This is a genomic window from Klebsiella oxytoca NBRC 105695 (genome assembly GCF_001598695.1).
Taxonomy (GTDB): Bacteria; Pseudomonadota; Gammaproteobacteria; order Enterobacterales; family Enterobacteriaceae; genus Klebsiella; species Klebsiella oxytoca.
The window spans coordinates 50939-70627 of the sequence record NZ_BCZK01000002.1 but is presented as its reverse complement, the minus strand read 5'-3'; the positions used below and the strand labels follow the sequence as shown (position 1 = coordinate 70627).

General features: G+C 54.5%; 16 protein-coding genes and 1 pseudogene. 12 read left to right on the top strand and 5 right to left on the bottom strand.

Features of this window, described 5'->3' with window-relative positions:
- The first annotated feature begins 349 nt into the window (after window positions 1–349).
- Genes KO1_RS03980 through KO1_RS03970 form a run of 3 tightly spaced genes read left to right on the top strand, consistent with a single transcriptional unit; the run spans window position 350 to window position 4033 of the window.
- The gene (locus KO1_RS03980) at window positions 350–1537 is read left to right on the top strand and encodes an ROK family transcriptional regulator (RefSeq protein WP_024273765.1); all 1188 of its coding nucleotides are present in this window, start codon (window positions 350–352) and stop codon (window positions 1535–1537) included.
- A gap of 37 nt (window positions 1538–1574) precedes the next feature.
- A complete protein-coding gene (locus tag KO1_RS03975) occupies window positions 1575–2852 on the top strand; it encodes a hypothetical protein (RefSeq protein WP_047720334.1) in 1278 nt (425 codons plus the stop codon).
- A gap of 17 nt (window positions 2853–2869) precedes the next feature.
- Window positions 2870–4033: an MFS transporter gene (locus KO1_RS03970; protein ID WP_047720336.1), complete on the top strand. Its 1164-nt coding sequence runs from the start codon at window positions 2870–2872 to the stop codon at window positions 4031–4033.
- A 45-nt stretch (window positions 4034–4078) separates the two neighbouring features.
- Here KO1_RS03970 and KO1_RS28670 read toward each other — a convergent pair whose 3' ends face one another.
- The 4 genes and pseudogenes from KO1_RS28670 to KO1_RS03955 form a co-directional block, all read right to left on the bottom strand.
- Window positions 4079–4843, bottom strand: a complete 765-nt coding sequence (locus tag KO1_RS28670; protein ID WP_224227116.1) for an SAM-dependent methyltransferase — start codon at window positions 4841–4843, stop codon at window positions 4079–4081.
- Between the two features lie 339 nt (window positions 4844–5182).
- Window positions 5183–5611: pseudogene (locus tag KO1_RS28665) on the bottom strand (class I SAM-dependent methyltransferase); the annotation flags it as partial.
- 113 nt (window positions 5612–5724) lie between these two features.
- Window positions 5725–6276, bottom strand: coding sequence for a GNAT family N-acetyltransferase (locus tag KO1_RS03960; RefSeq protein WP_047720343.1), 552 nt, complete (start codon window positions 6274–6276; stop codon window positions 5725–5727).
- A gap of 10 nt (window positions 6277–6286) precedes the next feature.
- Window positions 6287–6544, bottom strand: a complete 258-nt coding sequence (locus tag KO1_RS03955; RefSeq protein ID WP_004110819.1) for a YjhX family toxin — start codon at window positions 6542–6544, stop codon at window positions 6287–6289.
- 581 nt (window positions 6545–7125) lie between these two features.
- Here KO1_RS03955 and uxuA point away from each other — a divergent pair.
- The 5 genes from uxuA to foxA all read left to right on the top strand — a co-directional run bounded on the left by uxuA (window position 7126) and on the right by foxA (window position 14153).
- Complete coding sequence (gene uxuA / locus KO1_RS03950; RefSeq protein ID WP_004099225.1) at window positions 7126–8310, top strand: mannonate dehydratase; 1185 nt, start codon at window positions 7126–7128, stop codon at window positions 8308–8310.
- Window positions 8311–8384: 74 nt separating this feature from the next.
- Window positions 8385–9860 (top strand): fructuronate reductase, encoded by a 1476-nt coding sequence (locus KO1_RS03945; protein ID WP_047720344.1) that lies wholly within the window; start codon window positions 8385–8387, stop codon window positions 9858–9860.
- 135 nt (window positions 9861–9995) lie between these two features.
- Window positions 9996–10772, top strand: coding sequence for a Uxu operon transcriptional regulator (uxuR, locus tag KO1_RS03940; protein ID WP_004099223.1), 777 nt, complete (start codon window positions 9996–9998; stop codon window positions 10770–10772).
- A 161-nt stretch (window positions 10773–10933) separates the two neighbouring features.
- Window positions 10934–11923 (top strand): helix-turn-helix transcriptional regulator, encoded by a 990-nt coding sequence (locus KO1_RS03935; RefSeq protein WP_064406843.1) that lies wholly within the window; start codon window positions 10934–10936, stop codon window positions 11921–11923.
- A gap of 121 nt (window positions 11924–12044) precedes the next feature.
- Window positions 12045–14153, top strand: coding sequence for a ferrioxamine B receptor FoxA (foxA, locus tag KO1_RS03930; protein ID WP_126468324.1), 2109 nt, complete (start codon window positions 12045–12047; stop codon window positions 14151–14153).
- A gap of 40 nt (window positions 14154–14193) precedes the next feature.
- Here foxA and KO1_RS03925 read toward each other — a convergent pair whose 3' ends face one another.
- A complete protein-coding gene (locus tag KO1_RS03925; RefSeq protein ID WP_004099220.1) occupies window positions 14194–14445 on the bottom strand; it encodes a zinc ribbon domain-containing protein in 252 nt (83 codons plus the stop codon).
- Window positions 14446–14670: 225 nt separating this feature from the next.
- Between KO1_RS03925 and gabD the strand changes: the two genes are divergently transcribed.
- The 4 genes from gabD to KO1_RS03905 all read left to right on the top strand — a co-directional run bounded on the left by gabD (window position 14671) and on the right by KO1_RS03905 (window position 19688).
- On the top strand, window positions 14671–16119 hold the full coding sequence (gene gabD, locus KO1_RS03920; protein WP_053064632.1) for an NADP-dependent succinate-semialdehyde dehydrogenase: 1449 nt from the start codon (window positions 14671–14673) through the stop codon (window positions 16117–16119).
- Window positions 16120–16457: 338 nt separating this feature from the next.
- Window positions 16458–17861: an undecaprenyl-phosphate glucose phosphotransferase gene (locus KO1_RS03915; protein ID WP_004099218.1), complete on the top strand. Its 1404-nt coding sequence runs from the start codon at window positions 16458–16460 to the stop codon at window positions 17859–17861.
- Window positions 17851–19137: an outer membrane beta-barrel protein gene (locus tag KO1_RS03910; RefSeq protein WP_004110804.1), complete on the top strand. Its 1287-nt coding sequence runs from the start codon at window positions 17851–17853 to the stop codon at window positions 19135–19137. The genes KO1_RS03915 and KO1_RS03910 overlap by 11 nt, the downstream gene beginning before the upstream one ends.
- On the top strand, window positions 19134–19688 hold the full coding sequence (locus KO1_RS03905; RefSeq protein WP_004110802.1) for a polysaccharide biosynthesis/export family protein: 555 nt from the start codon (window positions 19134–19136) through the stop codon (window positions 19686–19688). Before KO1_RS03910 ends, KO1_RS03905 begins: the two co-directional genes overlap by 4 nt.
- Window position 19689: the final 1 nt, after the last annotated feature.

Genomic DNA, 19689 nt, shown 5'->3' with positions numbered 1-19689 from the left:
TGGCATCAGGCATAACGGTCAACGCTGCCATCTTATTATAAATTATGCACTACAACGGTTTAGTGTAACGTTACAGGCGACGCTGTCAATGCTATAGCGTGGGTGTTTCCAGAGCGTGTTCGTTATCAGTCTCTGCCTATGACCGAGGGCGTGGTTCCATCCGTGGCCCCTCCCGATAATGGCCGTACAGTACATTTTGTGATCGCCCCCATAAAATATACAAAACAAACTATATGATCAAAAATAACGCTTTATAAGCCGAAACAAAAAGCGTTAATGTGTTTTAAACAAGCTAAAAAAGCTTTTTTTTGATTAATTAGTTTAGTTTACAAACCAAAGGAATAACATCTTGAAGCTGAATGTTCCCAACACATTAAGACAAATGAACGCCTCTGTGGTCCTCAACGTCATCCGTGAGAACTCTCCTCTTTCTCGCGCTCAGATCGCCAAGGCAACCGGCATTACTAAAGCCACAATTTCTGAAATCGTGAGCGACCTGCTGGAAGAGAAAATTATCTACGAAAGCGGCGTCAGCGAAGAAGGCGGTCTCGGGCGCAAAGGGATTCTGGTTAACTTCGATCCCAACCATGGCCTTGGGATCGGCATTGACTTAGGCGGAACGAAAATCACCTTCTCCCTCTTCAATCTCAATGCGCAGCTTCTGGCCCAGCATCAGGAATCAACCTATGAGGTCACGACTCGCCGGGAGTTTCTCGACCGATTCAGCGCCAGTATCGAGGCGTTTATCGAACGGCAGCCTATTTCTCGCGACAAGCTGAAAGTCATCGGCATCGCCACGCCGGGCATCGTTGATTACCGTAGCGGAACGGTGCTTGAAGGCTCCCCCAATCTCCCTGACTGGGACAACATTCCGCTTGCCGATGAGCTCAACGCGCGTCTGAACATCAGGGTGGTACTGGAAAATGATATTCGGGCAGCGCTGATTGGCGAAATGTGGCAGGGGAAATGTCGCCACGTTCATAGCGCCGCACTTATTGGTATCGGCACCGGCCTGGGCTCGGCGCTGCTGATGGATGGCAAAATTATCCGGGGTATCAATAATGCTGCCGGTGAGATCGGCTATATGCTCTTCGAACGCAACCATCTGACTCAGAACTGGAAAAATAAGGGCTGCTTCGAAAACTACTGCTCCGGCTCCGGACTCAAAGAGAGAATGTCCGCGCTCAGCGGCCAAAGCATGAACGCCCATGAAATACTTATCGCCGCTGCCCAGGGGGAAACGGTACCCGCCATGTTGCTGGAGGAGATGGCGGACTACTTAACCATCGGCATTCTCAATATGGTGACAATAGCCAACCTTGAGAAAGTCATTCTTACCGGCGGCGTTTCCCAATCCGCAGAGCTTTTTCTCCCAAGAGTACAAGCCAATCTCGACAGGCATCTGTTTGCCAATACCCGGGTATCCGTTGAGCTTTCCGATTTAAAAGAAAAAGCACCGCTGTATGGAATGGCGATGCTGGCGCTCCATGCGGTGTATCCCTCGATTCAATTTATGCCCGACACGCAGCTTATTTAAAGACAAACCAGCAGCCGGAATAAAAAAGGAGCATCTCATGGCCGGGATCCATCTACACCCACACGATATTCTTGATGAAGGCGTCGATTCAGTACTGGAACGTATTAACAAAATGAACGGCGTCGATAGCCTCTTTGTTGAGGTTAACACCATTTTTGAACGTAACCCCTACCCTACCGGCCGCCTGCCGCACAATCCAAAACATGAGTTTGTGCAAGGTACCGCCACGCTGCATGTCAAACTCGATATGCCGCCACTACGTCTGCACCAGCGCGTTGATCCTACGATTGTTGCGGGCGCCGATCCTCTGCTGGATCTGCAGCAGGCCACCGATCGCGGCCCTTATAAAGTGATCCCCTGGGTGAATATTCTCAACGGCGATTTTGCCGGGCAGATCGAAAACAATCAGGTGATCGATTTTCGCGGCAATCCGGTTGAACACTGGCTATGCCCTAATGGCCCTGACGTCATTGAACTGTGGATCAACACCTTCAGCGCGATTAAGGCCCGGTACGGTTATTCGACGTTTCTGATCGACCGCATCCGCTACCCCGACTGGGCAGGAAAGAGCGTGAGCCCCAGAGGATTATTCACCTGCTTCTGCCCGCACTGTCAGCGCGAAATGCATCGGACAGGCATCAATGCTGATGCGGTCCGCCAACGTCTGGCCACCCTCACGGCGCAAATGCACAGCGGCCAGTATGATGCGACCGTCGATGCGTTATTAAATGATGAACTTCTGCAGCGCTGGATGGCATTCCGCCAGCATAGCGTCTCCCGCTTTGTACAGAATCTGCTGGCCGGCATTAGTGACCGGGATGCTGGCGGCAGCGAACTGTGGCTCGATCTCTGGCCCCCGGCTTACTCGTGGATTTTAGGTCAGGATTATCAGTCTCTTACCCGTTATTCTAAAGCACTCAAGCACTTCCCCTACCATAAGCTCGGCGGCGGTGCGGACGTGCAGGGACTCATTGAACATTTCGCCAAAGATGATGCCCAGCGTGAAAGCGCCTTCAGCGCCTTTATGCGCCTGTTCAAACTGCCTTACAACATTAGCTATCAACAGTTCAAAGCCGAAGGCTTCCCGATTGAATTTGTAAAACAGCAAAACAATCTGGTGCGTGAAAAATCACAGCCAGGCACCTTCATTTACAGCGGCATCCAGATGTGGAACCTGACCCCGATGGCACTACTGGAAGCCATCGATGCGGCAGAACAGAGCGACTGCGACGACCTGCTCTATTACTGCTACGGCTGGGCGGAACAGTCGCTTTTCGACGCCGCTGGCCACCATTACCAAAAGCCCACTTGCTAACACAGGGAAATAAAACAATGGCTAACCAACAAAAATGGAAAGTATTTTTCCTGCTGTTCGTCACCATGTTCCTTCTTGGCGGCATACAGAACACCAAGGGTCTGATTCTTGAGCAGGTCCAGCACGATATCAATCTGAACATGGGGCAGATAGGCACGTTGATCATGTTCTTCCAGATAGGCTTTCTGGTCGCCAGTCTGCTCACCGGCTACTTTACCGATAAAAAGGGGCTGAAGATCATGATGCTGATTGGCTCGCTGATGATGGCCGTTGGTCTGGTCGGCACCAGCCTGGCGTTCAGCGTGCTGCTGTTTTTCGGCTTCTATTTGATTGTTGGCCTGGGTATCGGCTCGATGCTGGTCTCCATCATTACCGTCATCCCGACCTTCTACAAAGAAAAAGCCGGCATGATGTTCAACGTTTCCAACGCGATGTTCGGCGTGGGGATGATCGTCACTCCGCTGATTTTACAGCAGCTTTTCTCGCATCATGTCTCATGGCGCCTGTTCTATGTCGGGATTGCCATTATTGTTGCGATTATCATTCTGGTACTCAGCAGTCTGCGGTTGGAAAAAGCGCAGGGGATGGATATGCAGCTCTCTGATTTTATGCATATCCTTGGCCAGAAACGCCTGATGCTGGTGATTGGTTTTATCCTGTTCTACGTTGCTGCGGAAGCGGCTTTTCTGAACTTTTTCCCTATCTTCTATAGCTCGCTGGATATCGTCGGCGCTACCGCAGAAGAGAAGATTGTGACGGCGGCCTACGTCATATCCAGTTTTGCCATGCTGTTCACCGTTGGCCGGTTTATTGGCGGGTTTATCAATCTGAAGTTGGGCGATCGCAAAACGCTGATCCTGTTTTCACTATTCTCGCTGATTGCCATTATTGCCAGCCGCTACTTTGCCAGCCAGTTTGTCTGGCTGTTTATGGTATTTGGTTTCGCGATGTCGGTACTGTTCCCTACGGCCTCCGCCGTGGCGACAAAACTCACCGATAAAAGCGGCTCAACGATGGGACTGATCTATGTCGCCTCAGGCATGGGCGGAGCCTTTGCAGGCTGGCTGATTGGTCAGGTTTCTCAGATTTACGGCGTCTCGCTGGGCTTCAACTTGATTATTGCTTTCGTGGCGATTTTCTTCGTGCTGACGTTGTTTATTAAAGAACATCCGCAACATTAAGCGCGATACCCCGGCATAGCTTGCCTGCTACGCCGGGGATTTCAACTACCGCTTGATCAGCGCAAATACCCCCCAACCAAAGTATTCACGCGTGTAAGTCGCATGGCGCTTTGGCGCAATTGTCAGCTCCGCCCGAACTTCTGGCGCAAATTCATCGCCGGGGTTGTCCTCTAACCAACGGCGCATGGTGAGCCATTTCGCCGCTTCGTAGCGGTCCCAGCCTTCCTGGTCCGCCAGCACCATTTCGACGAGGTCATAGCCAGACGCATCGAAAGAGGAAACCAGATCGGCAAGCGTCAGAAAATCGGCGAGCGAAGAGGCGCCACAGGCTTGCGCTATCTCTTCCGTTGCCGGAACCCGGCGCCAGTACGGTTCGCCAATCAACAGTATGCCTCCGGGCTTGAGACTTTTACTCAGCAGTTCGATCGTCCCGGCTACGCCGCCGCCAATCCAGGTCGCGCCTACGCAGGCGGCGATGTCGCATTTTTCATCGGCCACATAACCAGCGGCGTCCTGATGGATAAACGTGACGCGGTCGGCAACCCCGAGCTCTGCTGCCCGCTGCTTAGCCCGCTGGCTGAACAGCGCGCTCATGTCGACGCCGGTGCCGCTAATACCGTGGTCGCGCGCCCAGGTACAGAGCATCTCCCCCGATCCGCTGCCAAGGTCGAGTATCCGCGTTCCGGCCTTCATCCGCAGCACGCGGCCAAGCGTGGCGTATTTTTCCGGCGTAAACGGGTTATGGATGCGGTGGGCGCTTTCACTAATCGTAAAAATACGTGGGATATCCAATGTTGGTATTCCTTTCATTGAGTGGGTAGTAAGAAAATAAGATTCGTTTTTTTCGGCCAGCAGCGCGTACAGCTTGTCGGTAAAAGTATCGCTGACCGGCCATGCCGCCCCATCCGGGCGGATAATTGAGGTAAAACCTGCCGTATGCAGCAGGTTGAGCCAGGCGTCATCCTGCCAGGCGGTCATCTGACTGCCGAAGCGCGTCACGTTGCCGTTCTCTTCAATCGCCATAAATCGCGTTGCGCTGGTTTGCGCAGCGGGATCCCAGGCGTGCTCCGTCAGCAGCAGGTGCGGTACATCCAGAAATAGCCCCTGCGGACAGCGCTGCCAGCTGGGTTCAGCCATCCCCTGCCGTTTAACTTCAGCATAAGTATGAACTTCGATAAGCAGTTTTCCTCCAGCCACCAGCCACTGCGCGCAGCGATTAACCAACGCCCGGGTTTCAGCCGCGCTGAACACATTCAGTTCACCGAAGGTCATCATAATGAAATCGAACTGTTCTTCCGGCTGGTAGTGGCGAACGTCCTGCTGGTGATAGGTAATATCAAGGCTGGCCGCCTGCGCCTGCTGACGAGCCCAGGCGATCGACGCCGGAGAAAAATCCACGCCCGTACAGCAAAAGCCGCGCTCCGCCAGCTGGCGCGTATAAAAACCCGGCCCGCAGCCGAGATCCAGAATGCGCGCGCCGGCGGGCAGCTGCCCGGCAAGCCATGCCACCTGTTGTTCAATAACCGCCAGCCTGCGGCTGGCCCAGTCGTGCTCCTGCGACAGATGATTCTCCAGCATACGCTGGCTAAACGCCGGTTCATCCCAGGGGATTTTGCGCTCCACCTCCGGCAAAACTGCGTTTGCGGAATCCCTGATAATCGTACTAATCGTCATCATCATTTCCTTATTGATTACTCGCGCCAGTGCTCGGGTTTCATTAACGCCCGGGCGCACTGTATCTGACCGGTTCTCCCCAGCGGCCGGGACGAAAGCCGCTGCAGCATCCAGCAGGCTTTATGCTCCTCGGGAATGGGATAAGGCGCCGGATAGCCTTTATCTCCGGCACAGGGTTCAAAGCCATGCCGCGGGTAATAAGTGGCATGTCCCAGAACGAATACCGCCAGGCTCCCCATTGCCTTCAGATGCTCAATACCGCGCTGGATAAGCAATCCGCCTACGCCCACGCCCTGGTATTCCGGCACCACCGCCAGGGGGGCAAGGATATGCATCATCGGAGAGTCAGACTCCCCTTTGAACGTCGCCAGGGTGAACAAAATATGCCCAACGGCTTTTCCATTATGTTTGGCCAGCAGAGATAAGCTCGGGTGAGCACTTTCATCGTTGAGCAAAGCGGCAACCAGATCGGCCTCTTTGCTAAAGCCGAAGGCCCGGGTTTCAACTTCGCGAATATCATCAGCATCACGCTCTGAGGTGATGTGAAAGGTGAAGTTATGGTTTGTCATCAGTTGCTCCTTAGCGGTTGTCCAGCTGAGCGCGAACGTTGTTCAGCCCGGTGGTATTGATACGGTAGGGCTGCCCGTTGACGGACTTAATGAGTTTTTTGGTTTTGAGTTTTTTGAAAACGGCGAGCGTGCAGTCGCTGAGCAGGAGCCCTTCGCGGCTGTAGCATTCAACAGAGGTTACGCGGCCTGATGCATCGCGAATATGCGCGATCCGGCCACCTTTAGCGAGAACGTGTAAGGTACGTTGTTCCTGACGGGATAGATTCATACTGAAGAAACCTGTTAATCATCATGCGTAAAAACGAGCCAACACCCACGGGTGTTCGCGTAAAGTTTAAGCGCAGCGATAACCAGTCCGGCCTGATAAGGTCGGGAAGCTGATTATCTAATGATGACATTCTCCAGCATCAAAGCCTCGGTGAGAGTTGAAAAGATATTTACCAGCGAAATGATAACACGTAGTTTTTATAAGGAAATCGTATTAATTAAAAAGTGTGATCTGTTGCAAGCCCAGCGGATTTCTGACGCATCTGGTCGATATGTTGACGCCATTGGTTAACCATTTATAAAGACCCGCTTCGCGGGACCTCATGCCCTCCTGAGCTTCAGCAGAATCTCTCCGCGCGACGCAACGAGTCTAAAATATCGATGGGTTAGCACTCAGGCCATTAGCGAATCTCCATCACATTTTGGTTTACCAATTTCGCTGTTATGGTTGACATGTTTGACCAATTGGAGGAACTTATACGCCATATCGTCTGGTTTCTCTCCGTTACGATGGTTGACCGGAACCGACACTCCCATCAAAGCAGCGGCCTGGAACAGGTCAAAACGTGAAAGAGGTTAAGCATGGAACAGACATGGCGCTGGTATGGCCCTAACGATCCGGTCACTTTAGCTGACGTCCGTCAGGCGGGCGCGACCGGAGTGGTCACCGCCCTGCACCATATCCCGAACGGCGAAGTGTGGACGGTTGACGAGATCCTCAAGCGTAAGGCCATCGTGGAAGAAGCCGGGCTGGTGTGGTCGGTAGTTGAAAGCGTACCGATTCACGAAGAGATCAAAACCCATACCGGCAACTACGCGCAGTGGATCGCTAACTATCAGCAGAGCCTACGCAATCTGGCCCAGTGCGGCATTCGTACCGTGTGCTACAACTTTATGCCGGTCCTCGACTGGACCCGTACCGACCTGGAATACGTCCTGCCGGACGGCTCCAAAGCCCTGCGTTTCGATCAAATTGAATTTGCGGCGTTTGAGCTGCATATCCTTAAGCGTCCGGGTGCGGAAGCGGACTACACCGCCGAAGAGGTCGCCCAGGCGAATCAGCGCTTCGCCACCATGAGCGAAGAGGATAAAGCGCGCCTGACCCGTAACATCATCGCCGGTCTGCCGGGCGCGGAAGAAGGATATACTCTCGACCAGTTCCGCCAGCATCTGGCAACCTACAAAGATATCGATAAAGCCGCACTGCGCGAGAACTTCGCCGTCTTCCTGAAAGCGATTATTCCCGTTGCCGAAGAGGTTGGCGTGCGTATGGCGGTCCACCCGGACGATCCGCCGCGTCCGATCCTCGGCCTGCCGCGCATCGTCTCAACGATTGAAGATATGCAGTGGATGGTCGATACCGTGAACAGCATGGCGAACGGCTTTACCATGTGCACCGGCTCCTACGGGGTACGTGCCGACAACGACCTGGTTGATATGATTAAGCAGTTCGGTCCGCGTATTTACTTTACCCACCTGCGCTCTACGCTACGTGAAGAGAACCCGAAAACGTTCCACGAAGCGGCGCACCTGCACGGCGACGTGGACATGTATGAAGTGGTGAAGGCCATTGTCGAAGAAGAGCACCGCCGTAAAGCGGAAGGTAAAGAGGATCTTATCCCGATGCGTCCTGACCACGGCCACCAGATGCTCGACGATCTGAAAAAGAAAACCAACCCCGGCTATTCCGCAATTGGTCGCCTGAAAGGGCTGGCCGAAGTCCGCGGCGTGGAGCTGGCGATCCAGCGCGCTTTTTTTAGCCGCTAATTCCTGACCGGCGGAGCAGCAGGCTCCGCCTTTTCCTCTTCGGCCGCCTGTTGCGGCCCACTCTGGAGTTTGCTATGACTGCAACCATTGCCGACAGCAACCTGCCGGTTACGCGCCCTGCGTGGGATCGTTCTCGTCTCGAATCCCGCATCGTTCATCTGGGCTGCGGCGCATTTCACCGCGCGCATCAGGCGCTTTATACCCATCATCTGCTGGAAACCAGCGATAGCGACTGGGGCATCTGCGAAGTCAACCTGATGCCGGGCAACGACCGCCTCCTGATTGAGAATCTGAAAAATCAGCAGCTGCTTTATACCGTGGCGGAAAAAGGCGCTGACAGCACCGCGCTGAAAATTATCGGTTCGATGAAAGAGGCGCTGCATCCGGAAATCGACGGCTGTGACGGTATTCTGCGCGCCATGACGCGACCGCAAACGGCGATCGTTTCGCTGACGGTAACGGAAAAAGGCTACTGCACCGATGCGGCCAGCGGTCAGCTCGATCTGAATAACCCGCTGATTCAACACGACCTCGCCCATCCGGCGACGCCGAAATCCGCTATAGGCTACATCGTCGAAGCGCTGCGCCTGCGCCGCGAAGAGGGGCTAAACGCCTTTACGGTGATGTCCTGCGATAACGTTCGCGAGAATGGCCACGTGGCGAAAGTGGCGGTACTTGGCCTGGCCCAGGCCCGTGACCCAGCGCTGGCGGCGTGGATTGAAGCTCACGCGACCTTCCCGTGCACCATGGTTGACCGCATTGTGCCCGCGGCAACGCCTGAAACCCTACAGGAGATTGCCGACCAGCTTGGGGTCTACGATCCGTGCGCCATCGCCTGTGAACCGTTCCGTCAGTGGGTGATTGAAGATAGCTTCGTCAACGGCCGCCCGGAGTGGGACAAAGTCGGCGCGCAGTTTGTTGAAGACGTCGTGCCGTTTGAAATGATGAAGCTACGCATGCTCAACGGCAGCCACTCTTTCCTGGCCTATCTCGGCTATCTCGGCGGCTATGAAACCATCGCCGACACCATGACTAACCCGGCATACCGCAAAGCGGCTTTTGCCCTGATGATGCAGGAGCAGGCGCCGACGCTCTCGATGCCGGAAGGCACCGATCTTCAGGCCTACGCCACGCTGCTGATTGCCCGTTTCAGCAACCCTTCCCTGCGTCACCGCACCTGGCAGATCGCCATGGACGGTAGCCAGAAGCTGCCGCAGCGCCTGCTTGACCCAATTCGTCTGCATCTGCAAAACGGCAGCAGCTGGCGCCATCTGGCGCTCGGCGTGGCGGGCTGGATGCGCTATACCCAGGGAAGCGATGAGCAGGGACAACCCATTGATGTTGTCGACCCGCTGCTAATGGAGATCCAGCAGATTAATCAGCGTTATCAGGGCGCGGAGCGCGTCGCCGCGCTGCTGGCCATCAGCGGGATCTTTGCCCACGATCTGCCGGACAATGGCGACTTCGTCAACGCGGTTACCCTGGCGTATCAACAGCTGTGCGAGCGCGGCGCCCGCGAGTGCGTGGCGGCGGTTAGCGCCAGTCTGTAGTCTCCCTTCTTTCACGGGTCAACTGAACAATAATTTGGTTGACCCGTTTTCCCTCTCCGGGCCGAGAGTGATGCCAACCCGCCGGCCAAATGTTATAGTCAACCACCGGGCTACTGCATATCACAACTTAACACCATGAAATCACAAACTTCTCAGCACAGACCTTATCAGGAAGTCGGCGCGTTAATTCGCGATCTCATCGTCAAGACGCCCTATAACCCTGGCGATCGCCTGCCGCCTGAGCGCGAGATCGCCGAGATGCTGGATGTAACCCGTACCGTGGTCCGCGAAGCGCTGATCATGCTGGAAATTAAAGGGCTGGTCGAAGTGCGCCGCGGCGCCGGGATCTATGTGCTGGATAACGTCGCGGCGGAAGGCGCGGTGGAGAGCGCGGACATGAAGCATTGTAATGATGCCGGTCCATTTGAGCTGCTGCAGGCCCGCCAACTGCTGGAAAGCAATATCGCCGAATTTGCCGCCCTGCAGGCAACCCGGGAAGATATCATCAAAATGCGCCAGGCCTTACAGCTGGAAGAGCGCGAGCTGGCCAGCAGCGCGCCGGGCGGTTCCGAAAGCGGCGATATGCAGTTTCATCTGGCCATCGCCGAAGCGACGCACAACAGTATGCTGGTAGAACTGTTCCGCCAGTCATGGCAGTGGCGGGAAAATAATCCCATGTGGATCCAGCTGCACCGCCATCTCGGCGACACTCACTACCGCGAGGAGTGGCTGGTGGATCATAAACGGATCCTTGCCGCCTTAATCAAAAAAGACGCCCGGGCGGCAAAACTCGCCATGTGGCAGCATCTGGAAAATGTTAAACGCCGTCTGCTGGAGTTCTCCAACGTCGATGATATTTACTTCGACGGCTACCTGTTTGACTCCTGGCCGTTGGATAACGCCGACGCCTGACTCTCCCGCGCGCGGATAGCGGCTATCCGCGCGCCGTTCTGCAGTAACCGCAGCATGCAATGCAAACACTGATAATCATTCTCATCTTTATTGTCGCCCTGCCCGCACAATGGTAAGGTTACCTCATCCGATGAAGCCTCATCTCCAGTGCAGAAAACCGCATGAACAATACTCCTGGGCAGAACGAGCCGGCCCGCCAGGCGCTGAGAAGAACCTTCTCCGTCAGAGAGTTTATGGCGTTTGGTGAACGCTATGGTATCGACTATCGCTTTCCGCTGCTGCAAACGCCGGAGCCCTCGCACGCCAGCCCGGTGCTGCAAGGTGAAGTGGAAGAGATGACGCTGCCCTGCGGGATGTGCATCACCCACTCAGATGTTCACGTATTGCAGCCCTATGAAACCACCTCCCGCCATAGCAGCCCTCTCTATATGCTGGTGGTGCTGGAAGGCAGCGTTTCCCTGACTCTCAACGGCGAGCAGCACCTTGTGCGTTCCGGGATGGCGTTCACCTCACGCCTTAGCGAACATCAGGTCATGTGCGCCCGTCACGATGCCAACAGCAGGCTCCGCACGCTCTCCCTTGGACTCTACCCGGACGGCGCCTGGCGCGACGGACTGCTTGCTTCATTAATGCGCGAATGGGAAAGATGCCAGACGCCAACGCTCATCTGGCAGATACCGGGTTTTCTGCTGAGCGGCCTGCAATATGCCCAGCAGAGCGCGCCGGGCCGCGTTTCCCGGCAACTGATGCTGGAGGGGCTGATCCTGCAGCTGTTCGGCCATGGTCTGAGCGTGTGCCAGGATGAAAGCGCGAAGCAGATCCTCCCGGCAGGCGGCGAGCAGCTGCGCCTGGAGAGAGTTCGCCGCCTGCTGGAGCAGGCGCCGGAAAACGACTACACCCTGAACGAGCTGGCCCAGCGGGCCGCGATGAGCTCCAGCAGCTTGCGCAGTAAGTTTCGCCAGGCCTACGGCTGTTCGGTTTTTGATTACCTGCGCGATTGCCGACTGGCGCGGGCCAGAGGCTATCTGCTGGAGGGGTACAGCGTGCAGCAGGCGGCCTGGATGTCGGGCTATCAGCACGCCACCAATTTCTCTACCGCCTTTCGTCGACGCTACGGTATCTCCCCCTGCGACGTGCAAAAGACGGGCTAATCTATTTTTCACCTTTTCGCGAAGTCTGTTTCGCCGCTTTGGCAGCGCGCATACGCATCCTGGCATTGCGCATAGCTATAGAACGCCTCAAAAAGGTAATAATTCTTATTAACAATTAGAAATGCCTTTGGAGATGTTCATGTTTGCGAAAACTCGCCTGGCGCTACTGGTAGGATGGGTGACCGGCGGCGTCGCTTTCCCGCTGCTGGCCCAGGAAACAACAAAAAACGAAACCATCGTCGTCACTTCGCAGATGCAAAGCGGCGCGACCAAAATTGCCACGCCGGATATTGAGACCCCGCAATCGGTATCCATCATCACGCGCGAGCAGTTTGAAGAGCAGGGAGCGATCAGCGTCCGTCAGGCCGTGAGCTACACCCCCGGTGTTTATAGCAACCAGATTGGCGCTTCCAACCGCTTTGACTATATCGTCCTGCGCGGCTTCTCCGATGGCAGCCTGGATAACGTCTATCTTGACGGCCTGAAAATGATGGGCGATACCAACTCCCATAGCTCACTGGTGGTCGATCCGTGGTTCCTGGAGAATATCGAAGTGGTGCGCGGCCCGGCCTCGGTGCTGTATGGTCGCTCTTCGCCCGGCGGCATCGTCGCCCTCACCTCGCGTAAGCCCTCTTTCGATCCCGGAGGGGAAATCAAGCTGTTTGCCGGTAATAACAACCAGCGCGGGGCGGCGTTTGACGTCACCGGCGCGCTGGACGATAACGATCGGGTGGCGGCGCGATTAAGCGGCATGACCCGCTATGCGGACTCCCAGTTTGATACCTTGAAAGAGCAGCGCTACGCGATTATGCCCAGCCTGACCTGGCGCATCACCGACCAGACGCGCCTTGATTTAATGGCCTATCTGCATCGCGATCCGGAGGGCGGCAGCCACTCGGGTCTCCCCTATGAAGGTACCGTGGTACCGCACTACGGCAAGAAAATTGCTAACACCTTCTTCGAAGGTGAAGATGATTACGACAAGTACGACCGCCGTGAAAATATGGTCGGCTACAATTTCGAGCATATGTTTGATAACGGCTGGTCGGTGCGGCAGAAGCTGCGCTACCTGCATACCAAAGTCGAGCTGAATCAGGTCTATGCCGCGGGCTGGCTGAACGAAACCGAACTGAACCGCGGTTACTCCGGCTCGGACGAAAAGATGAACGCCATCACTCTCGATAACCAGCTCGACGGCAGCGTCGATACCTGGGCCGTGAACCATCGCCTGCTGATAGGCATTGACTATCAGGATCGCAGCAACAACACCACCGGCTACTATGGCGCATTCCCGGCCATCGACGCGTTTAATCCGGTTTACGGCGCGAAGCCGGATTACATCACCATGTACAGCCGTGAAAAACACAAGCTGCGCCAGACCGGCTACTATCTTCAGGACCAGATGTCCTGGGACCGCTGGCGCTTCACCCTGGGCGGGCGCTACGACCAGGTCAGCGTGTCGAATATCGATAAGCTGAATCAAACGCGCAGCGATCTGGATAAGAACAATTTCAGCACACGTGCCGCCCTGCTGTATCTGTTCGACAACGGGTTTGCCCCGTACATCAGCTACTCTACCGCCTTTACGCCCACCAGCTTCGCCGACGAAAACGGCAACGTGCTCGATCCGATGAAAGGCAAGCAGTGGGAAGCCGGGCTGAAGTATGAGCCAGAAGGAATGAACAGCCAGTTCAGCGCCTCGGTATTCCGCATCAATCAGACCAATATCGCCACCAAAGAAGAGCCGACCGATCCGTACCGCTCGATTGGCGAAATTGAGTCGAAAGGGGTGGAGCTGGAGGCCATCAGTCAGCTAACCGACAGCCTCCGTCTGCAGGCGGCCTATACCTGGACCGACATCCGCTATAAGAAAAGCAGCCCGGAAGAGCAAGGCAAGCGCGCCGTTTACGCGCCGCGCAATCAGGCCAGCGCCTGGCTGAGCTATGATGTGAAAAGCGGCCCGCTGGATGGTCTGACGCTGGGTTCCGGCGTGCGTTACGTCAACGGTATTACCAGCGACCGCTTGAATACGCATACCCTTCCATCCTATACGCTGGTGGATATGACGATTGGCTATGACCTGTCGCAGGTCGGGATTAAAGGCCTTAGCGCGCAGCTGAACGTCAATAATCTGACCGATAAGAGCTACGTTGCCGCCTGTAACTCGCTCTCTTACTGCTACTTTGGCGCAGAGCGCAGTATCGTCGGCAGCGTCTCCTGGAAGTTCTGATCGCGCTAAAAAGCCCGGAGTTTTTGCTCCGGGCTGCAGGTTAATCTTCCGCTTTATGAGCCCACGCGGGCATGGCCGTTAAATAGCGCATCGCTCGCTTGCGCGATTCCGCAGGCCCAACTTTCTGCCAGGAATCGAGGAACTCAGCCAGGCCGGAAACGGCATCCTCCCAGGACTTAAGCTTCCCCTCGCTATCGCAGCACCAGGCGCAGTAATCGTCGCTTGCGCTTTTCGCCTCCTCGGCGGACATCGGCATTCCGCAGGCCTGACAAAACCGTTCTTGCTGTGACATAGGGCGCTCCTTTCTCGCAAATTGAGTATAAAAAATACAGCATTGTTTGCACAATAACGTTCTGCCAGTTCAAATATCCGTAAATTATTGAGGGTTATTGTTGTATCACCCAGTACTGCTCCCGGTTCTCTGAACGTGTTCGACTACACTAAACAGGGACAGGTGTTTGACGCAGCTGATTCAGGCGCATCCACGGTTTAAAACAGATTAAGACAGGACGCAATCATGCAACTTAACGACCCTACCCTTTTTCGCCAGCAGGCATTCATTGACGGACGCTGGCGCGACGCCAGCAGCGGAGAAACCCTCGGGGTTGCTAACCCCGCCAACGGTCAGCAGCTGGGCAGCGTGCCCAAAATGGGCGCCGAGGAAACTCGCGAGGCTATCGATGCCGCCGCTCGCGCGCTGCCCGCGTGGCGAGCCCTTACCGCCAGGGAGCGCGCCACTATCCTGCGCCGCTGGTTTGATTTGATGATGGAGCATCAGGACGATTTAGCGCGCCTGATGACGCTGGAGCAGGGGAAACCGCTGGCGGAAGCAAAAGGCGAGATCGGCTACGCCGCCTCCTTTATCGAGTGGTTTGCCGAAGAGGGTAAACGCATTTACGGCGACACCATTCCCGGTCATCAGGCCGACAAACGGCTGCTGGTGATTAAACAACCGATTGGCGTAACCGCCGCTATCACTCCGTGGAATTTCCCCTCGGCGATGATCACCCGTAAGGCGGGCCCGGCGCTGGCCGCAGGCTGCACGATGGTGCTCAAGCCCGCCAGCCAGACGCCGTTCTCCGCGCTGGCGCTGGCGGAGCTCGCTAACCGCGCCGGGATCCCCGAAGGCGTATTTAACGTGGTGACCGGTTCGGCCAGCGAAGTGGGTAACGAGCTCACCGGTAACCCGCTGGTGCGCAAACTCTCCTTTACCGGCTCGACGGAAATAGGTCGCCAGCTGATGGAACAGTGCGCGAAAGATATCAAGAAGGTCTCGCTGGAGCTGGGCGGCAACGCGCCGTTTATCGTTTTTGATGACGCCGATCTGGATAAAGCTGTCGAAGGCGCGTTGGCCTCCAAGTTCCGCAACGCCGGACAGACCTGCGTCTGCGCCAACCGCCTGTACATTCAGGATGGCGTCTACGATCGCTTCGCCGAAAAGCTTCAGCAGGCGGTCAGTAAGCTGCAAATCGGCGATGGCCTGCAGCCGAACGTCACCATCGGGCCGCTGATTGACGAGAAAGCGATCGCCAAAGTGCAGGAACATATTGCCGATGCGCTGGACAAAGGCGCGCGGGTGGCTACCGGCGGGAAACCCCATGAGCTGGGCGGAAACTTCTTTCAGCCCACGATTCTGGTGGACGTCCCCAGCGATGCGAAAGTAGCGAAAGAAGAGACCTTTGGGCCCCTCGCCCCGCTCTTCCGCTTTAAAGATGAGGCAGATGTTATCGCTCAGGCCAACGATACCGAGTTCGGCCTGGCGGCTTATTTCTACGCCCGCGATCTGGGCCGCGTCTTTCGCGTTGGCGAAGCGCTGGAATACGGCATTATCGGTATTAATACCGGCCTTATCTCCACCGAGGTGGCTCCCTTCGGCGGCGTGAAATCCTCCGGCCTCGGTCGCGAAGGTTCGAAGTATGGCATAGAAGATTACTTAGAAATCAAATACATGTGTATTGGGATTTAATCTACCCTCGCGCCAGCTTCTGCTGGCGCAGCTTATTTAGCGGTCATTTCCCTCGGTAATAGCTGGAAATACGTTTCGCGGCTGGGTTCATGAGGACATCCCGATATCCTGCCCGTCTCAGCGCCATTCATTATGCTTAATAACAATGCGAAAAAGGGCGTTGGCTATAAGAAAAAGTTATCAATCATCCATTCCGGGCAGGTTCGACATAGGATTAATCGTAGGCTACAATAATCAACGCCGGTCTGAAGCTTAATTTCTTAATAGATTCATAGAGATAAATTTTGCTTTTCAGCGGGATATGACATCATTTTATTGACTATAAAACGAGCAAAAAGATGACGGATAGCACAATTAAAATTTATAACGCCCGCTACAGTAAGCTAATGAAGCTACTGGATTTTTTTGCCGTTAACCTGTTCATTTTTGCTTATTTAAAATACTTTCTCGTCGAACCATCTACGGCCTCTCTGTTCCTCGGAATAATATATTCCCTGATTTTTATCCGGGCCAACGAGCACTTTCAGTTATATTCAGGCCAGTTTAAAGGTCAGTATTTTAAAAAATTAACGAAGCTTTTTTTTAGCGTCTGTATTAGCGGACTGCTGACGTTTTTATTGTTTGTGATTGCTGAACTATTAATGAACAATCATGCCAGTACGAACGCGCTGCTGCTGGCTGAAGTGATTGCACTATGCTCGCTGGCCATATTCATTAGTATGTTTCTTATTCGTATTATCTCCAGCCGCTATTTTTTCAAATCCAGACTCAAGGTGGCTATTTTAGGTATTACGCCAGCCGGGTTGGCCATTGAGCAGGCGCTGTTTAAGGAGTATACCCATAACGGTATTGAAATTACCTTCTTTGAGGACCGCGCCGTACAGCGCGACAGCCGCCTGCTCAGCATTGAGAAAAAAGGCAACTCGCGCGACCTGCTGGCGCTGGCAAAAGCAGGCGAGATAGATGAAGTCTATATCGCCCTGCCGATGGTCGCCCAGCAGCGCATTCGCCAGTTCTTAAACGAATTTTCCGATACCACCGTAGATGTGTTTCTGGTACCGGACCTGTTTTCCTATAGCTCACATATTTCGCAGCTGCGGATGTTTGGCAATATCCAGACCATCAGCATTTTTACGTCGCCGTTTGAAGGCGAAGGCGCGGTGCTCAAGCGTATCGAAGATATTGTTCTCGGCACCTTGTTCACCCTCGTCAGCCTGCCGGTAATGCTCGCGGTGGCCATCGGCATCAAGCTGACGTCGCCAGGCCCGGTGCTGTTTAAACAAAGTCGTTATGGTCTGAACGGTAAGCAGATCGCGGTATGGAAGTTCAGAACCATGCGCGTGATGGAAAACAGCGCGGTCGTCACCCAGGCCACGCGTAACGATCCGCGTATTACCCGCTTCGGCGCCTTTCTACGCAAAACATCGCTTGATGAACTGCCGCAGTTTTTTAACGTGCTGCAGGGAACCATGTCGATAGTGGGTCCCCGCCCGCACGCGGTCGCGCACAATGAGCAATATCGCGTGCTGGTGGAAAACTACATGATTCGCCATAAAGTGAAGCCCGGCATTACCGGGCTGGCGCAAATTCACGGCTTTCGCGGCGAAACTGACACGATTGATAAAATGGAAAAACGCATTCAGTACGATCTGGAATATATTCAGTCGTGGTCGCTGCTGCTGGATATCAAAATCGTATTTTTAACGTTTTTCCGCGGATTTGTGGGCAAAAATGCGTTCTGAACTCACTTTCCTCGCGGGTCTGCTGGCGATACCTTGCGCATGGGCGGACCTGCAGGCAAAACCACATACCGGCGTGGCTGGCATCGATTTCGAGAGCCAGGTGGGTTATGACGTCGGTTACAATGACAACGTGACCTGGCAACGCTACGGCGGCAACGAAATTGCTTCCTCCTGGCAGGGTATTAAGCCGATTTTTAAAGCGATCGGCGAGCGCTATGAAGACCGCTATTTACTGATGTACTCGGGCGATTACCGCCGCTACGCCAGCGATAGCGCTGATAACCGTGATAATCATTTTTTTATGTTTAACGGCAAGTGGCGCTTCGGCAGTATGCATGGCCTGTCATTGGATCTTGATGAAACGTTCGGCCATGAAGAGCGCGGCCGCGATACCACCGAGGGGTTTCTGCCCGAGCAGTTCAAAGAGTTTGGCATTAACAAGCCCATCGCCACGCGCTTCTTTAACAGTGAACTACGCTATAGCTACGGGGCGCCGGAAGGGCGCGGCAAAGCAGAAGTTGCGCTGATGCATAAACAGCTGCGCTTTCGCAATCTTGACAGCATTGAGGACGCCAGCGCCGACTTCCATTACTACATGCACGATCAGGAGTGGCATGAAAACAGCCTGGTCGCCGAGCTTTTTGATCAAAAAGCCAAAACGCTGCGCTACCGCTACAGTTTTATTACCAACCAGCGTCGCTATGAGCTCAACCCGTTAAAGGACAGTAATGAATACTATCTGCTGGTGGGTATGAAAAACCGCCTTTCCGGCAAGACCGAGATCAACGGCAACGTCGCATGGCTGTATAAAGATTTTATCCATAACCCCGACTCACAGGGGTTCAACGGCCTGAACTGGGATATTAATGCCGACTGGAAACCGCTTGAACAGATAAAACTCAACTTACACAGCTCACAACGGATAAAAGATCCTACCGACTCCGGCGGCTATATTCTGGTATCCAATTTTGGCCTGGGCTACGAGCACCACTGGCTGGTCGACAGATTCTCCACCCTGGTTGATTACTCTTATATTACAGAGGATTACAAGCACCAGACCAACGGACGTAAAGATCGATCAAACCTCGTATCGCTGACCTTCAACTACGACTATCGACCATCCGTTAATTTTCAGCTGAAGCTGCAATGGAACACGATGCATTCGAATAAAGAAAAAGATGCCTTTTATATTGGGCCAAACTATGACCATGAGGTCGAGCGCACGCTGGGCTACAACGACTCGGCCATTATTTTTATGACGCAGGTACAAATATGATCCTTAGCTATGGAAAACGGGCGGTGGTTTCTCTTCTGGCGCTATGGCTGGCGGGCTGTTCGGCGCCGCCGCAGACGATCCGAACGTCGCCGGATGCCGTTTATCATCTGGACCAGGGGGATGAGATCAATATCGCGGTTTCCGGCGAGCAGGATCTCACTATGCGCGTAAAAATCGATAATAGCGGCAGCGTTGATTATCCTTATATAGGCTCCCTGATGCTGAAAGGAAAAACGCCCGAACAGGTCAGCAATGAAATTGCCGATAAGCTGCGCGGTAACTATCTGCAGGCGCCAATGGTGACCGTGAGTATTGCCGAATACCGTAAAATTTATCTGTTAGGCGAAGTCAAAAAACCGGACGGCTACGCCTGGGAGCCCGGCTTAACGGCGGAAAAAGCCATTGCGCTGGCTGGAGGGTTCACCGACCGCGCCGATCGCCATGACATCCGCATTCGCCAGTTTCGCAGCGGTAAACTGCTGGAAAACGTCGCCGCCGACTCCGCCGTACAGGCCGGAGATACCATCATCATTGGCATGAGTTTCTTCTGAT

Excerpts from the sequence above, each read along its gene's own strand:
- KO1_RS03925 (WP_004099220.1), bottom strand. The coding sequence starts at position 14,445 with ATGTCACAGCAAGAACGGTTTTGTCAGGCCTGCGGAATGCCGATGTCC.
- KO1_RS03915 (WP_004099218.1), top strand. The coding sequence starts at position 16,458 with ATGACGGATAGCACAATTAAAATTTATAACGCCCGCTACAGTAAGCTA.
- foxA (WP_126468324.1), top strand. The coding sequence starts at position 12,045 with ATGCCTTTGGAGATGTTCATGTTTGCGAAAACTCGCCTGGCGCTACTG.
- KO1_RS03910 (WP_004110804.1), top strand. The coding sequence starts at position 17,851 with ATGCGTTCTGAACTCACTTTCCTCGCGGGTCTGCTGGCGATACCTTGC.
- KO1_RS03970 (WP_047720336.1), top strand. The coding sequence starts at position 2,870 with ATGGCTAACCAACAAAAATGGAAAGTATTTTTCCTGCTGTTCGTCACC.
- KO1_RS28670 (WP_224227116.1), bottom strand. The coding sequence starts at position 4,843 with ATGAAAGGAATACCAACATTGGATATCCCACGTATTTTTACGATTAGT.
- uxuR (WP_004099223.1), top strand. The coding sequence starts at position 9,996 with ATGAAATCACAAACTTCTCAGCACAGACCTTATCAGGAAGTCGGCGCG.
- uxuA (WP_004099225.1), top strand. The coding sequence starts at position 7,126 with ATGGAACAGACATGGCGCTGGTATGGCCCTAACGATCCGGTCACTTTA.
- KO1_RS03945 (WP_047720344.1), top strand. The coding sequence starts at position 8,385 with ATGACTGCAACCATTGCCGACAGCAACCTGCCGGTTACGCGCCCTGCG.
- gabD (WP_053064632.1), top strand. The coding sequence starts at position 14,671 with ATGCAACTTAACGACCCTACCCTTTTTCGCCAGCAGGCATTCATTGAC.
- KO1_RS03975 (WP_047720334.1), top strand. The coding sequence starts at position 1,575 with ATGGCCGGGATCCATCTACACCCACACGATATTCTTGATGAAGGCGTC.
- KO1_RS03935 (WP_064406843.1), top strand. The coding sequence starts at position 10,934 with ATGAACAATACTCCTGGGCAGAACGAGCCGGCCCGCCAGGCGCTGAGA.
- KO1_RS03905 (WP_004110802.1), top strand. The coding sequence starts at position 19,134 with ATGATCCTTAGCTATGGAAAACGGGCGGTGGTTTCTCTTCTGGCGCTA.
- KO1_RS03960 (WP_047720343.1), bottom strand. The coding sequence starts at position 6,276 with ATGACAAACCATAACTTCACCTTTCACATCACCTCAGAGCGTGATGCT.
- KO1_RS03955 (WP_004110819.1), bottom strand. The coding sequence starts at position 6,544 with ATGAATCTATCCCGTCAGGAACAACGTACCTTACACGTTCTCGCTAAA.